This window comes from Burkholderia sp. AU6039, from assembly GCF_002223365.1.
Lineage (GTDB): Bacteria > Pseudomonadota > Gammaproteobacteria > Burkholderiales > Burkholderiaceae > Burkholderia.
On record NZ_NKFK01000003.1, the window covers coordinates 1,987,334 to 1,999,818 of the forward strand.

A 12,485-nucleotide genomic window follows, 5' to 3' on the forward strand; every position below is an offset into this window, starting at 1 on the left:
GCCGTGGACGACACTCCTGTTGCGTCACCACGCATGACCACGGGACCAGAACGAGGCGCCGGAACGCCGAGTCTGCTCGCTCCCGAGCGTGGGATCCTGCTCCGGCGCAGCGCGCCGATCCGGATCGACATTGGAGAACAAAATGGACAACCAGAATCAGACCACGCCGCAAAAGCAACGCCTCCACCCGCTGATCGCCACCGCGGCCGGCGCCGTCATCGTCGCCAGCCTCGCGGCGACGGCAGCGATCACGGGCGTCTTCCCGAAAGCCACCAGCAGCAACGAACAGAACGGCCAGACCCAGGCCGCGCTGATCGCGTCGCAGCCGGCGGTCGATACGGCAGCGGCCGCCAGCGCCGCACTGGCCGCGCAGGCCCAGCAGCAGGCGGCCGAACAGGCCGCCGCGCAGCAGAAGGCCGCCGAGCAGAAGGCTGCCGTCGCGCAGGCTGAACCGAAGCCCGCGCCGCGTCCGGCTGCACCGCATCGCCGTCACACCACGGCACCGCAGCCGCCGCAATACGCACAGCAGCCGTCGGCGCCCGCGCAGTCGTACTGCCAGAGCTGCGGCACGGTCGTCGCGATCACGCAGACGCGCACGCCGGGCCAAAGTTCGGGGATCGGCGCCGTGGGTGGCGCAGCAGCCGGCGGCCTGCTCGGCAACCAGTTCGGCAACGGCAACGGCCGCACGGCGATGACGATCATCGGCGCACTGGGCGGCGGTCTCGCCGGCAACCAGGTCGAGAAGCAGGTGCGCGCGGAAACCGACTACCAGGTGCAAGTGCAGATGGAAAGCGGCGCGACGCGCACGTTCACGTACCGCAACCCGCCGCCGTTCGGCCAGGGCCAGCGCGTGCGGATCCAGAACGGCACGCTGGTCGGCGCGTGATCGCGTGACTCCCCTGCCCGCGCAACGTGCGCGGGCAAGCGGCCTGAAAACGAAAAACGGCTCGTGTGCAATCGCTCACGAGCCGTTTTTTCATTGACCGCCGTCTGCGCCGTTGCGGCGCACGCGGGGTTCAGTCTTCGTCGTCGAAGTCAGATTCGTCGATCCAGTGGGCCTGGATCGCTTCGAGGATCTTCTCGCCGGAGTGCGTCGGATCGTCGTTGAAGCCGTCGAGCTCGAGCACCCACTGGCGCAGGTCGACGAAGTTGATCCGCTGCGGGTCGATGTCCGGGTGCTTGTCCGCCAGCGCAATGGCTATTTCACGCGAATCGGTCCATTTCATCGCCTGCCTCCGGTTCCTGTCAGTGGTTTTCCTTCGCGTGGTTGATCGAGTACTTCGGAATCTCGACCACCAGGTCCGAATCTTCCTTCACGATCGCCTGGCACGACAGGCGCGACGTCGGCTCGAGGCCCCACGCCTTGTCCAGCAGATCGTCCTCGTCCTCCTCGGACGGCGTCAGATCGTTGAAGCCTTCGCGGATCACCACGTGGCACGTCGTGCACGCGCACGACTTCTCGCATGCATGCTCGATCTCGATCCCGTGTTCGAGCAGGTTGTCGCAGATACTCTTGCCGGGCGTCGCGTCGATCACTGCGCCATCCGGGCACAGTTCGACGTGAGGCAGCACCACCAGTTGAGGCATGTCCGTTCCGTCAGTCAGGGTGCGGCGCCAGGCGCCGCACGGTTCATTGTCGCGCGGGCCGTTGCCGGCCGATGCGCAGTTCGTAAGTTCAGATCTCGTCGAGCCGGCGGCCCGACAGCGCGCGCTTGATGCTCTTGTCCATCCGGCGCGCCGCGAATTCGTCGGTGCCGTCGGCCAGCGCCTTGGTCGCCGCTTCGATCGCGTTCGTATCGTCGCCTTGCGCCACCGCGCGCAGCGCCGCGGCCAGCGTGTCGACTTGCGCGCGCTCGTCCGCGTCGAGCAGTTCGCCGTCGGCCGCCAGCGCGGCCTGCGTCGCCTCGAGCATCCGCTCGGCCTCGACTTGCGCTTCACGCAGCGCGCGGGCGCGCATGTCGATCTCGGCGGTCTTGAAGCTGTCCTCGAGCATCTTCGCGATGTCGTCGTCGGCAAGACCGTACGACGGCTTCACGACGACCGACGCCTCGACGCCCGACAGCTGCTCGCGGGCGAACACCGACAGCAGGCCGTCCGCGTCGACCTGATAGGTCACGCGAATGCGTGCGGCGCCGGCCGTCATCGGCGGAATGCCGCGCAGCTCGAAGCGCGCGAGCGACCGGCAGTCGGCGACGAGCTCGCGCTCGCCCTGCACGACGTGGATCGCCATCGCGGTCTGGCCGTCCTTGAAGGTCGTGAATTCCTGCGCGCGCGCGATCGGAATCGTCGAGTTGCGCGGAATGATCTTCTCGACGAGGCCGCCCATCGTCTCGACACCGAGCGACAGCGGAATCACGTCGAGCAGCAGCCAGTCGTCGCCGGTGCCGCGATTGCCTGCGAGCAGGTCGGCCTGGATCGCCGCGCCGAGCGCGACAACCTGATCCGGATCGAGGTTCACGAGCGGCGGCTGGCCGAAATACTTCGCGACCGCGTCGCGGATCACCGGCATGCGCGTCGCGCCGCCGACGAGCACGACACCCTTGATGTCGGCCGGCGTGACCTGCGCGTCGCGCAGCGCCTTGCGGGTCGGCGTGAGCGTGCGCTGCACGAGCGGCTCGACGAGCGACGCGAACGTGTCGTGCGAGATCGTCTGCACGAGGTGCGCGCCACCCGACAGCGTGACGTCGAGCGACGCCTCCGGGGCGGACGACAGCGCTTCCTTCAGCACGCGCACACGGTCGAGCAGCAGGCGCACATCTTCGGGCGCGAGCGTCTTCGCGTCGATGCCGGCTTGCGCGAGCACGTGATCGAACAGCGCATGGTCGAAATCGTCGCCGCCGAGCGCGGAATCGCCGCCCGCGGCCAGCACTTCGAACACGCCCTTCGTCAGCTTCAGGATCGACAGGTCGAACGTGCCGCCGCCGAGGTCATACACCGCATAGAGGCCTTCGGCCCCGTTGTCGAGACCGTAGGCGATCGCCGCGGCGGTCGGTTCGTTCAGCAGGCGCAGCACGTTGAGGCCCGCGAGGCGCGCGGCATCCTTGGTCGCCTGGCGTTGCGCTTCGTCGAAATACGCGGGCACCGTGATCACCGCGCCAACCAGGTCGTCGCCAAGCGAATCTTCCGCGCGATAACGCAGCGTCGCGAGAATCTCGGCCGACACTTCGACCGGGCTCTTCACGCCGTCGATGGTACGGATCTGCACCATGCCCGGCGCATCGACGAATTCGTACGGCGCGTTCGCCGCGCCTTCGACCTCGGCCTTGCCGCGGCCCATGAAGCGCTTGACCGACACGATCGTGTTGCGCGGATCGGTGGCGGCCTGCTCTTTCGCCTCGTGGCCGATGCGTCGGCCGCCCTTCTCGAGATAGCGGACCACCGACGGCAGCAGCACGCGGCCCGTTTCGTCCGGCAGGACTTCAGGCACGCTGTTGCGCACGGCCGCGACGAGCGAATTCGTCGTGCCGAGATCGATCCCGACGGCGAGTCGCCGCTGATGCGGCGCCGGCGCCATGCCCGGTTCGGAAATTTGCAGTAAAGCCATCTTGGTTCGTTCGGGCGCTCGGCCCGTTTGCTGCGCGTGCCGCAAGGCACGCGGTTAAGTTTCGAGGCGCTCGATCTGCGCGCCCACTTCCGACGCGACCCGTTCGATGAACATCAGCTGGCGCACGGCCTCGGCGGCCGCCTGATCGGCGCCGCTGTCGAGCAACGTGCCGAGGCGCTCCACCCGCACGCGCCGCTCTTCGCGCAACTCGGCGAGCAGCGCGTCGAGCGCGTCGACGTTGCGGGCGGCCGCGGCATCCTCGATGCCCTCGCGCCACTCCATCTGCTGCATCAGGAACGCGGGCTCCATCGCGGTGTTGTTTTCCGCGCCGATGTCGACACCGCGCAGCGACAGCAGATACGACGCGCGCTTCAGCGGATCGCGCAGCGTGCGATACGCCTCGTTCGCGCGGGTGGCCCATTGCATCGCGATGCGCTTCTGCGCGTCGCCGGCCGCCGCGAAGCGGTCCGGGTGCACCTGCGTCTGCACCGTCCGATACGCGGCGTCGAGCGCCGTCTCGTCGAGCGCGAATTGCGCCGGCAGGTGAAACAGGTCGAAGTGGCTGTCTTTCAGCGAGACCATCGTCGCGTTCAATTCCGGTTCGTCGCGCGGCAAACGCCGCACATTAAAAAGGCGGCCCGTGCCGCCTCTTGCCCGCATCGCGCGGAGATCCGCGTGGTCACACGCGGAACGATTCGCCGCAGCCGCACTCGTCCTTCACGTTCGGGTTGTTGAACTTGAACCCTTCGTTCAGGCCTTCGCGTGCGAAGTCGAGCTCGGTGCCGTCGATGTAGGCCAGGCTCTTCGGATCGACGATCACCTTCACGCCATGGCTCTCGAACACCTGATCCTCGGGAGCGAGCTCGTCGACATACTCGAGCTTGTACGCGAGCCCCGAGCACCCGGTCGTGCGAACGCCAAGCCGCAGGCCCATGCCCTTGCCGCGACGGACGAGGTATTTCTGGACGTGCTGTGCTGCTTTTTCGGTCAGTGTAATTGCCATGATGTCCTTGCCGCGGCGCGCCACCGGGGCCCGCCGCGTTCCTTCTGAAGCCGCTCGATGCCGCTCAGGCTGCTGCCTGATCGCCTGCCGTGGTGTCGTGACGCTTCTTGTAGTCGGCCACGGCTGCCTTGATCGCGTCTTCCGCGAGGATCGAGCAGTGAATCTTCACCGGCGGCAGCGCGAGTTCTTCCGCGATCTGCGTGTTCTTGATCGACAGTGCTTCGTCGAGCGTCTTGCCCTTCACCCATTCGGTGACGAGCGAGCTCGATGCGATCGCCGAACCGCAACCGTAGGTCTTGAACTTCGCGTCTTCGATCACGCCGTCCGCGCCGACGCGGATCTGCAGCTTCATCACGTCGCCGCAGGCCGGCGCGCCGACCATGCCCGTGCCGACCGTGTCGTCGTCCTTCGCGAACGAACCGACGTTGCGCGGGTTTTCGTAGTGATCCAGAACCTTGTTGCTGTAAGACATGACTCAGACTCCTTGACTCGTTACGTCTGCGTGCGCGAATCCGCCCGCGGGTATGTTCAATCCGGCGCTCAGTGTGCGGCCCATTCGATCGTCGACAGATCGATGCCTTCCTGGTGCATTTCCCAGAGCGGCGAGAGTTCGCGCAGCTTCGCGATCTTGCTGTTCAGCAGGTTGATCACGAAGTCGACTTCCTGCTCCGTCGTGAAGCGGCCGACCGTGAAGCGGATCGAGCTGTGGGCCAGCTCGTCGTTGCGGCCGAGCGCACGCAGCACGTACGACGGCTCCAGCGACGCCGACGTGCATGCGGAGCCCGACGACACCGCGACGTCCTTGATCGCCATGATCAGCGACTCGCCTTCGACGAAGTTGAAACTGATGTTGAGGTTGTGCGGGACACGACGCTCCATGTCGCCGTTCACGTACGTTTCCTCGATTTGCGACAGGCCGCGCAGCAGCTTGTCGCGCAGCATGCGGATGCGCTCGTTTTCCGTCGCCATTTCTTCACGTGCGATACGGAACGCTTCGCCCATGCCGACGATCTGGTGCGTCGCCAGCGTGCCCGAACGCATGCCGCGCTCGTGGCCGCCACCGTGCATCTGCGCTTCGATGCGTACACGCGGCTTGCGGCGCACGTACAGCGCGCCGATGCCCTTCGGGCCGTAGGTCTTGTGCGCCGAGAACGACATCAGGTCGACCTTCAGCTTCGCGAGGTCGATCGCGACCTTGCCGGTCGACTGTGCGGCGTCGACGTGGAACACGATGCCCTTCTCGCGGCAGATCTCACCGATCGTCTCGATGTCCTGGATCACGCCGATCTCGTTGTTCACGTGCATCACCGACACGAGGATCGTGTCCGGGCGCAGTGCGGCCTTGAACACGTCGAGGTCGATCAGGCCGTCATCCTTCACGTCGAGGTAGGTGACTTCGAAACCGTCGCGCTCGAGTTCGCGGCAGGTGTCGAGCACGGCCTTGTGCTCGGTCTTCACCGTGATGATGTGCTTGCCCTTGCCCTTGTAGAAGTTCGCGGCACCCTTGATCGCGAGGTTGTCCGATTCCGTTGCGCCGGACGTCCAGATGATCTCGCGCGGATCCGCGTTCACGAGCGCGGCCACGTTCTCGCGCGCTTCCTCGACCGCACGCTCCGCGTCCCAGCCATACGCGTGGCTGCGCGACGCCGGGTTGCCGAACTGCTCGCGCAGGTACGGCACCATCTTGTCGACCACGCGCGGGTCGACCGGCGTCGTCGCGCTGTAATCCATATAGATGGGCAGGTGGAGAGTGTCTTGGGTCATCTGTCGCTCCGGGAATTCTGTGCAGGGACTATGTGCGTTATGGGGTATGGCGGCGCCTTCGCGCTCACGAACTCGCGATGTTGAACACCGAATTGGGGCCGAGCGGCATCGTGCGAACCGGCTCGGCCGGCGCCGCAACGGGCTCCGGCGCGCGCCGGTCGCGCAGCACCGCAGGTGCGCCCTCGCGAGCGCGCTGCTGATCGACGAGATCCTGCAGCGACACCGAATCGAGGTATTCGACCATCTTCTGGTTCAGCGTCGACCACAGCTCGTGCGTCATGCAATGGCCGTCGGGCTGCTTCGAGCCGTCGCACGTGCCTTTGCCGCCGCACTGCGTGGCGTCGAGCGGTTCATCGACCGCGATGATGATGTCGGCAACGGTGACGTCCTGCGCGCGACGCGCGAGGTTGTAGCCGCCGCCCGGGCCGCGCACGGATTCGACGATTTCATGCCTGCGCAGCTTGCCGAACAGCTGTTCGAGATACGAGAGCGAAATCCGCTGGCGCTGGCTGATGCCTGCAAGCGTCACCGGGCCCTGCTCCTGGCGCAGTGCCAAGTCAATCATCGCCGTGACGGCGAAACGGCCTTTGGTGGTGAGTCTCATGGTGTCTAGGGGACTGCAATCTTGACGATTTTGGTCAAGTATAAATATTTGACGTTTTTAGTCAAGTATCCATGTCTTTGAAAGGGTATTCGCAGATCGCTGAAAACCGCGCGATCAGCGCTCCGTACGGGCCCTGAGCGTCTCCAGCAGGCCCGCGCACGCGCGCTCGACCTGATCGAGCACCTGCTCGAAGCCCTGCGTACCGCCGAAATAGGGGTCGGCTACCTCGGTCTCGGCCGAATCCGGCGCGAATTCCATCAGCAGGCGCACCTTGTCGCGATGCTGCGGCGGACAGCGGCGGCGCAGCTCTGCGAGATTCGCCTCGTCCATCGCGAGCAACAGGTCGAAGCGCTCGAAATCCGCCGCGCTCACCTGTCGTGCGCGCAGCGCCGACAGGTCGTAGCCGCGGCCGCGAGCAGCCGCCTGCGCACGCGTATCCGGCGGCTCGCCGACATGCCAGTCGCCGGTACCGGCCGAATCGATCGCGATCCGGTCCGCCAGCGCGGCCGCGTCGACCTGGTGACGCATCACGCCTTCCGCGGTGGGCGAACGGCAGATGTTGCCGAGACAGACGAAACAGATCGAAACGCGGGTCATCGCACTATCGGAAAGCCGCGGCGAACCGCGTGGGAGAACAGCCCACCATTATACAAAGGCGGCCGAAATCGCGCCGCCGCGCAAAGCGACGGCGCCATGCCTTACAGCGCCTTCGGCACGGCGAGCACGACGTCGCCGGACGCCGCCGGCAGCGGCTTCGCCGCATCGTCGACCAGCCCGAACGACACCGCACGCGCCAGCTCGGCGGATGCCTGGTGAACGGCGAGCGGGCCACGCGACGGCGCCTCGGCCATCGCATGCAGATAGGCAGCCGCGGCCAGCGGAACGACGATTGCCAGCGGCCAGTACATCGATATTGTCTTTTTCATGATGCGGACCTCCTTGACCTCGTACCCCGAAACCCAATTCCGGGGACTACAGACAGGATTCTATAGACCGCATCTATCGAGATAAATATACAAATAGCGAACGCACTGTTGTCGCCCGATGAACAGTCGTCAGCCGAGGTGGCTTTGCGACGCCGCGTACAGCTCGCGGAACGTGCGCCCGGTCGGCGTCGGCATATCGCGTGTGTCCATCCAGCCGCCCATCATCGGCAGGCGTCGCAGCGTACCCCCGTTGCCGCCCAGCCGCTCGAGGATGCGCACAGCGAGCTTGGTCGTGAGCGCGTACAGCATCGGCCGGCGCGCGAAGAAACCCCATGCGGCGAGCGCCGCCCGCTCGCGCCACGGCCGCAGGTGCCGCTCGACCTGCTTCTCGCGCAGCGTGCGCAACAGGTGCGACAACGGAATCCCGGCCGGGCACACGCTGTCGCATTCCCCGCAAAGTGTCGCGGCCTGCGGCAGGTCGAGTGAGCGGTCGAGCCCGACGTAGCTCGGCGTCAGCACGGATCCCATCGGCCCCGGGTAGACCCAGCCGTACGCGTGGCCGCCGACCTTCTGATATACCGGGCAATGGTTCATGCATGCACCGCAACGGATGCAGCGCAGCATCTCCTGGAATTCGCCGCCGATCAGCCCCGTGCGGCCGCCGTCGACGAGCACCACGTAGTTGTGCTCGGGGCCGTCCTCGTCGTCCGGCCCGCGCGGCCCGGTCAGCAGCGAGAAATAGTTCGACGTCTTCTGCCCGGTCGCGGAGCGCGGCAGCAGGCGCATCGCGGTCGCGAGATCCTCGAGCGTCGGCAGCACCTTCTCGATGCCCGTCACCGCCACATGCACGCGCGGCATCACGGTGCACATCCCCTCGTTCCCTTCGTTCGTCACGATCGCGACCGAACCGGTCTCGGCGATCACGAAGTTGCCGCCCGTCACGCCCATGTCGGCCGACATGAAATGCGGGCGCAGCACCTCGCGCGCCTCGCGCGTCATGTCCGGAATCTCGGTGAGCCGCTCGCGATGGTGCGTGCGCGCGAACAGGTCGGCGATCTCGTCCTTGTCCTTGTGCACGACGGGCGCGATGATGTGGCTCGGCGGCTCGTTGTCGTTGATCTGCAGGATGTATTCGCCGAGATCCGTCTCGATCGACTGCACGCCCATTTCGGCGAGCACCGCGTTCAGGCGCATTTCCTCGGACACCATCGACTTGGTCTTGATGACCTTCTTCACGTCGTGACGGCGCGCGATGTCGGCCACGAGCCGCGCGGCATCCTCGGTCGTTTCGGCGAACAGCACCGTCGTGCCGCGCCGCGTCGCCTCGCGCTCGAACGCCTCGAGCCACACGTCGAGGTTCTCCAGCGCGCGGTTGCGGCGATCCTTCAGCGCGGCGCGCGTGGCCGGGAAGTCGATCGCGGTCATCGCGTCGGCGCGCGCGGACACGAACTTCGTCGACAGCTTCTTCAGGTTCTGCTGCAGGCGCTGGTCGGCCAGCTTCTGGCCGGCGCGCGCCTTGAAATGCATCGATTGGACTTGCATCGCGGTATCGGGGAAAAGTGAGCGGAACCGGGCGTCAGACGTCGCCCGCCAGCACCTGCGCGACGTGCAGCACGCGCGTGTCGCGGTCGCCGGTGCGGCGCAACCGCCCTTCGATGTTCAGCATGCAGCCGAGATCGCCGAGCACGACGGCGCCCGTGCCGGACGCGCGCACGTTCGCGCACTTCTCGTCCGCAATGGCCGCCGAAATGTCGCCGTACTTGACCGCGAACGTGCCGCCGAAGCCGCAGCAGTGCTCGCAGTCCTTCATTTCGGTGACCGCGATGCCGCGCTGCGCGAGCAGCGCGCGTGGCTGCGCCTTCACGCCGAGTTCGCGCAGGCCCGAGCACGAATCGTGATAGGTGACGGGCCCCGTGAATTCGCCCGGCGCGAGCGACACCTTCGCGACGTTCGCCAGGAAATCGGTCAGTTCGTAGACTTTCTGCTGGAACCGCGTGTAGCGCCCCATCAGTTCGGGGTCGTCGCGGAACAGGTCGCCATAGTGGGCGCGAATCATCCCGCCGCACGAACCCGACGGCGCGACGACGTAATCGAACTGCTCGAACTCGCGCAGCGTCTTTTCCGCGAGATCACGCGCGAGCGCACGGTCGCCCGAGTTGTAGGCCGGCTGGCCGCAGCAAGTCTGCGCCGGCGGCACGATCACCTCGTAGCCGGCGTCGCGAATCAGCTTGAGCGCCGAAAAACCGATTTCGGGGCGCATCAGATCGACCAGGCAGGTCACGAACAAACCGACTCGCATACGTGCTCCTTCGAGAAAACGGCTCTCATTATCCGCCGTTTGGCCAGCAAGACCAACGCCGGCGCTCACGCAAGCCCGCACGGCGCGAAACGAGGATTTCCTCGAACGGCGTTCGCTTTTTTCACAATACGAGATACAATCGTTCCAACACCGCTTGACGCGTCAACCGATTTCTCCCCCGACATGAGCCAACCCACCCCGGATTCCAAAACGTCGATCCAGGTGATCGAACGCATGATGCGGTTGCTGGACGCGCTCGCCGCGCACAGCGACCCTGTCAGCCTGAAGGAGCTTGCGCAGCGGACGGAGCTGCACCCGTCGACCGCGCACCGCATCCTCAACGACATGGTGACCTGCCGTCTCGTCGACCGCTCCGATCCCGGCACGTACCGCCTCGGCATGCGGCTGCTGGAGCTCGGCAACCTCGTGAAGGCGCGCCTGTCGGTACGCGACGCGGCGCTGATGCCGATGCGCGAACTGCACCGCCTCACCGGGCAGACCGTGAACCTGTCGGTACGCCAGGGCGACGAGATCGTCTACATCGAGCGTGCGTATTCGGAGCGCTCGGGGATGCAGGTCGTCCGCGCAATCGGTGGCCGCGCGCCGCTGCACCTCACGTCGGTCGGCAAGCTGTTCCTCGCGGCCGACGAAACGTCACGCGTGCGCGCGTATGCGACGCGTACGGGGCTGTCCGGCCATACGCAGAACAGCATCACCGACATCGCGAAGCTCGAGCGCGAGCTGACGATCGTGCGCCAGCAATCGTGCGCGCGCGACAACGAGGAGCTGGAGCTCGGCGTGCGCTGTATCGCGGCCGGCATCTACGACGATTCGGGCAAGCTCGTCGCGGGCCTGTCGCTGTCGGCGCCGGCCGATCGCCTCCAGGATGCGTGGCTCGGCCAGTTGAGCCGTACGGCCCTCACCATTTCGGAATCGCTCGGCTACCGGCCGGCGCCCGCGAAGGATGCGGACGGGCTGCAGCGGCAGGCGTAAGCCGCTCCCGCGCGCCCAATGAAAAAGCCCCGCGATTGCGGGGCTTTTTTTCAGCCATCGGCGCGGCGGCGAACCGCCACGCCATCGTGCGATCAGGTCCCGCCGCTCGGCGTGTTGGCCGCCGTCAGGCGCTCGCCGCCGCCGGCATCGAGCCAGTTGCGCAGGCGCGCCGCATCGGCGAAGCGCGAATACTTGCCGAACGAATCGAGCAGCACCATCACCATCGGCTTGCCGTGGATCGTCGCCTGCATCACGAGGCACTCGCCCGCTTCGTTGATGAAACCCGTCTTCTGCAGACCGATGTCCCACGAGCCATTGCCGCGAATCAGCGCGTTCGTGCTGTTGTAGACCAGGTTGCGCTTGCCCGTGTACACCTCGTAGGTGCGATCGGTCGAGAACTGACGAATCATCGGGTACTGGTACGCCGCATTGACCATCTTCACGAGGTCGCGTGCGCTCGACACGTTCGAGCTCGACAGACCCGTCGAATTCTCAAAGTGCGTGTCGGTCATGCCGAGCGACTTCGCCTTCGCGTTCATCGCGGCGATGAACGCCGGACGGCCGCCCGGGTAGTAACGCGACAGCGCGGCGGCCGCGCGGTTTTCCGACGCCATCAGCGCGATGTGCAGCATGTCTTCACGCGACAGCACCGAACCGACCGACAGGCGTGAGCCCGTGCCCTTCTCGTAGTCGCGGTCTTCGTCCGTGACTTCGAGCTGGTCGGTCATCGGCGTCTTCGAGTCGAGCACGACCATCGCCGTCATCAGCTTCGAGATCGACGCGATCGGCACGACGGCGTGCGAATTCTTGTCGAACAGCGGCTCGCCCGAGTTCTGGTCGACGACGTACGCGACGCTCGAACGCAGCGCGAGCGCGTCCGGCGTGTCGTGCAGGCCGAACGCCTGGCCGACGGTCGGCCGGCGCGGCTGGAACGCGACCTTGCGGACCGCGCCGTGATGGACGCCATGAACGTTCGACGCGAGCGTCACGCGCTTGCGCGACGCCTTCACGCGCGGCGCGTCGGCGGCCGCGACCTTCGCGGATTTGTCGGAGCTGGCCTTGGCCGACTTCTTCTTCGCGGACGAAGCAGGAGCGACAGCCTTTTTCTTGGCGGCTTGTTGGGTCTTCGCAGTGGCGGCAAAGGCGTCAGCAGGCGCGACGGACGCGGTGGTCGCCAGCAAGGCGACTGCGACCGACACAGCCGTGCCGAGCGTCATGCTCTGCAACAATCTGCGCGGTGAAAACGATTCGGCTTTCATTGGGGTCTGGACAAAGCGGGCGGGAGGTTTCCGCAAGTGTAGTTAAAGCTGAAAAAAAGAGCAATATTAGGCACTTACCGATCGTCGTTAAAC

15 protein-coding genes are annotated in these 12,485 nt (G+C 66.1%); 2 read left to right on the top strand and 13 right to left on the bottom strand.

What is annotated here, in order from left to right; translation table 11 throughout:
• The first annotated feature begins 142 nt into the window (after positions 1 to 142).
• Positions 143 to 886 carry a glycine zipper 2TM domain-containing protein gene (locus CFB39_RS12045; protein WP_089425755.1) on the top strand — a complete coding sequence of 248 codons (744 nt, stop codon included), beginning with the start codon at positions 143 to 145 and terminating at the stop codon, positions 884 to 886.
• Between the two features lie 130 nt (positions 887 to 1,016).
• Here CFB39_RS12045 and iscX read toward each other — a convergent pair whose 3' ends face one another.
• The 12 genes from iscX to CFB39_RS12105 form a co-directional block, all read right to left on the bottom strand.
• Complete coding sequence (gene iscX, locus CFB39_RS12050; RefSeq protein WP_011352557.1) at positions 1,017 to 1,226, bottom strand: Fe-S cluster assembly protein IscX; 210 nt, start codon at positions 1,224 to 1,226, stop codon at positions 1,017 to 1,019.
• Between the two features lie 19 nt (positions 1,227 to 1,245).
• The gene (gene fdx, locus CFB39_RS12055; protein WP_011352558.1) at positions 1,246 to 1,587 is read right to left on the bottom strand and encodes an ISC system 2Fe-2S type ferredoxin; all 342 of its coding nucleotides are present in this window, start codon (positions 1,585 to 1,587) and stop codon (positions 1,246 to 1,248) included.
• Between the two features lie 88 nt (positions 1,588 to 1,675).
• Positions 1,676 to 3,544, bottom strand: a complete 1,869-nt coding sequence (hscA, locus tag CFB39_RS12060) for a Fe-S protein assembly chaperone HscA (RefSeq protein ID WP_089425756.1) — start codon at positions 3,542 to 3,544, stop codon at positions 1,676 to 1,678.
• A gap of 54 nt (positions 3,545 to 3,598) precedes the next feature.
• Positions 3,599 to 4,126, bottom strand: a complete 528-nt coding sequence (gene hscB, locus CFB39_RS12065; protein ID WP_042973645.1) for a Fe-S protein assembly co-chaperone HscB — start codon at positions 4,124 to 4,126, stop codon at positions 3,599 to 3,601.
• 97 nt (positions 4,127 to 4,223) lie between these two features.
• On the bottom strand, positions 4,224 to 4,547 hold the full coding sequence (iscA, locus tag CFB39_RS12070; protein WP_012492710.1) for an iron-sulfur cluster assembly protein IscA: 324 nt from the start codon (positions 4,545 to 4,547) through the stop codon (positions 4,224 to 4,226).
• Between the two features lie 64 nt (positions 4,548 to 4,611).
• Positions 4,612 to 5,019 carry a Fe-S cluster assembly scaffold IscU gene (gene iscU, locus CFB39_RS12075; protein WP_089425757.1) on the bottom strand — a complete coding sequence of 136 codons (408 nt, stop codon included), beginning with the start codon at positions 5,017 to 5,019 and terminating at the stop codon, positions 4,612 to 4,614.
• 68 nt (positions 5,020 to 5,087) lie between these two features.
• On the bottom strand, positions 5,088 to 6,311 hold the full coding sequence (locus tag CFB39_RS12080; protein WP_046546057.1) for an IscS subfamily cysteine desulfurase: 1,224 nt from the start codon (positions 6,309 to 6,311) through the stop codon (positions 5,088 to 5,090).
• Positions 6,312 to 6,375: 64 nt separating this feature from the next.
• A complete protein-coding gene (iscR, locus tag CFB39_RS12085) occupies positions 6,376 to 6,915 on the bottom strand; it encodes a Fe-S cluster assembly transcriptional regulator IscR (protein WP_006401955.1) in 540 nt (179 codons plus the stop codon).
• 114 nt (positions 6,916 to 7,029) lie between these two features.
• The gene (locus tag CFB39_RS12090) at positions 7,030 to 7,512 is read right to left on the bottom strand and encodes a low molecular weight protein-tyrosine-phosphatase (protein WP_089431262.1); all 483 of its coding nucleotides are present in this window, start codon (positions 7,510 to 7,512) and stop codon (positions 7,030 to 7,032) included.
• A gap of 101 nt (positions 7,513 to 7,613) precedes the next feature.
• Positions 7,614 to 7,841: a hypothetical protein gene (locus tag CFB39_RS12095; protein ID WP_089425760.1), complete on the bottom strand. Its 228-nt coding sequence runs from the start codon at positions 7,839 to 7,841 to the stop codon at positions 7,614 to 7,616.
• A gap of 129 nt (positions 7,842 to 7,970) precedes the next feature.
• Positions 7,971 to 9,383 carry a lactate utilization protein B gene (locus CFB39_RS12100; protein ID WP_089473148.1) on the bottom strand — a complete coding sequence of 471 codons (1,413 nt, stop codon included), beginning with the start codon at positions 9,381 to 9,383 and terminating at the stop codon, positions 7,971 to 7,973.
• 34 nt (positions 9,384 to 9,417) lie between these two features.
• Positions 9,418 to 10,140 carry a (Fe-S)-binding protein gene (locus CFB39_RS12105; protein WP_069248359.1) on the bottom strand — a complete coding sequence of 241 codons (723 nt, stop codon included), beginning with the start codon at positions 10,138 to 10,140 and terminating at the stop codon, positions 9,418 to 9,420.
• Positions 10,141 to 10,323: 183 nt separating this feature from the next.
• On the opposite strand from CFB39_RS12105, the gene CFB39_RS12110 reads away from it, so the two are divergent.
• The gene (locus tag CFB39_RS12110) at positions 10,324 to 11,133 is read left to right on the top strand and encodes an IclR family transcriptional regulator (RefSeq protein ID WP_034183553.1); all 810 of its coding nucleotides are present in this window, start codon (positions 10,324 to 10,326) and stop codon (positions 11,131 to 11,133) included.
• Between the two features lie 92 nt (positions 11,134 to 11,225).
• On the opposite strand, the gene pbpG is transcribed toward CFB39_RS12110, so the two are convergent.
• Positions 11,226 to 12,392 carry a D-alanyl-D-alanine endopeptidase gene (pbpG, locus tag CFB39_RS12115; RefSeq protein ID WP_089473149.1) on the bottom strand — a complete coding sequence of 389 codons (1,167 nt, stop codon included), beginning with the start codon at positions 12,390 to 12,392 and terminating at the stop codon, positions 11,226 to 11,228.
• Positions 12,393 to 12,485: the final 93 nt, after the last annotated feature.

What these genes read in the sequence shown, in the direction of transcription:
- iscU (WP_089425757.1), bottom strand. Translation starts at nt 5,019, where the DNA reads ATGTCTTACAGCAACAAGGTTCTGGATCACTACGAAAACCCGCGCAAC.
- hscB (WP_042973645.1), bottom strand. Translation starts at nt 4,126, where the DNA reads ATGGTCTCGCTGAAAGACAGCCACTTCGACCTGTTTCACCTGCCGGCG.
- CFB39_RS12090 (WP_089431262.1), bottom strand. Translation starts at nt 7,512, where the DNA reads ATGACCCGCGTTTCGATCTGTTTCGTCTGTCTCGGCAACATCTGCCGT.
- iscR (WP_006401955.1), bottom strand. Translation starts at nt 6,915, where the DNA reads ATGAGACTCACCACCAAAGGCCGTTTCGCCGTCACGGCGATGATTGAC.
- fdx (WP_011352558.1), bottom strand. Translation starts at nt 1,587, where the DNA reads ATGCCTCAACTGGTGGTGCTGCCTCACGTCGAACTGTGCCCGGATGGC.
- CFB39_RS12100 (WP_089473148.1), bottom strand. Translation starts at nt 9,383, where the DNA reads ATGCAAGTCCAATCGATGCATTTCAAGGCGCGCGCCGGCCAGAAGCTG.
- hscA (WP_089425756.1), bottom strand. Translation starts at nt 3,544, where the DNA reads ATGGCTTTACTGCAAATTTCCGAACCGGGCATGGCGCCGGCGCCGCAT.
- CFB39_RS12110 (WP_034183553.1), top strand. Translation starts at nt 10,324, where the DNA reads ATGAGCCAACCCACCCCGGATTCCAAAACGTCGATCCAGGTGATCGAA.
- CFB39_RS12045 (WP_089425755.1), top strand. Translation starts at nt 143, where the DNA reads ATGGACAACCAGAATCAGACCACGCCGCAAAAGCAACGCCTCCACCCG.
- CFB39_RS12095 (WP_089425760.1), bottom strand. Translation starts at nt 7,841, where the DNA reads ATGAAAAAGACAATATCGATGTACTGGCCGCTGGCAATCGTCGTTCCG.
- iscA (WP_012492710.1), bottom strand. Translation starts at nt 4,547, where the DNA reads ATGGCAATTACACTGACCGAAAAAGCAGCACAGCACGTCCAGAAATAC.
- CFB39_RS12080 (WP_046546057.1), bottom strand. Translation starts at nt 6,311, where the DNA reads ATGACCCAAGACACTCTCCACCTGCCCATCTATATGGATTACAGCGCG.
- CFB39_RS12105 (WP_069248359.1), bottom strand. Translation starts at nt 10,140, where the DNA reads ATGCGAGTCGGTTTGTTCGTGACCTGCCTGGTCGATCTGATGCGCCCC.
- pbpG (WP_089473149.1), bottom strand. Translation starts at nt 12,392, where the DNA reads ATGAAAGCCGAATCGTTTTCACCGCGCAGATTGTTGCAGAGCATGACG.
- iscX (WP_011352557.1), bottom strand. Translation starts at nt 1,226, where the DNA reads ATGAAATGGACCGATTCGCGTGAAATAGCCATTGCGCTGGCGGACAAG.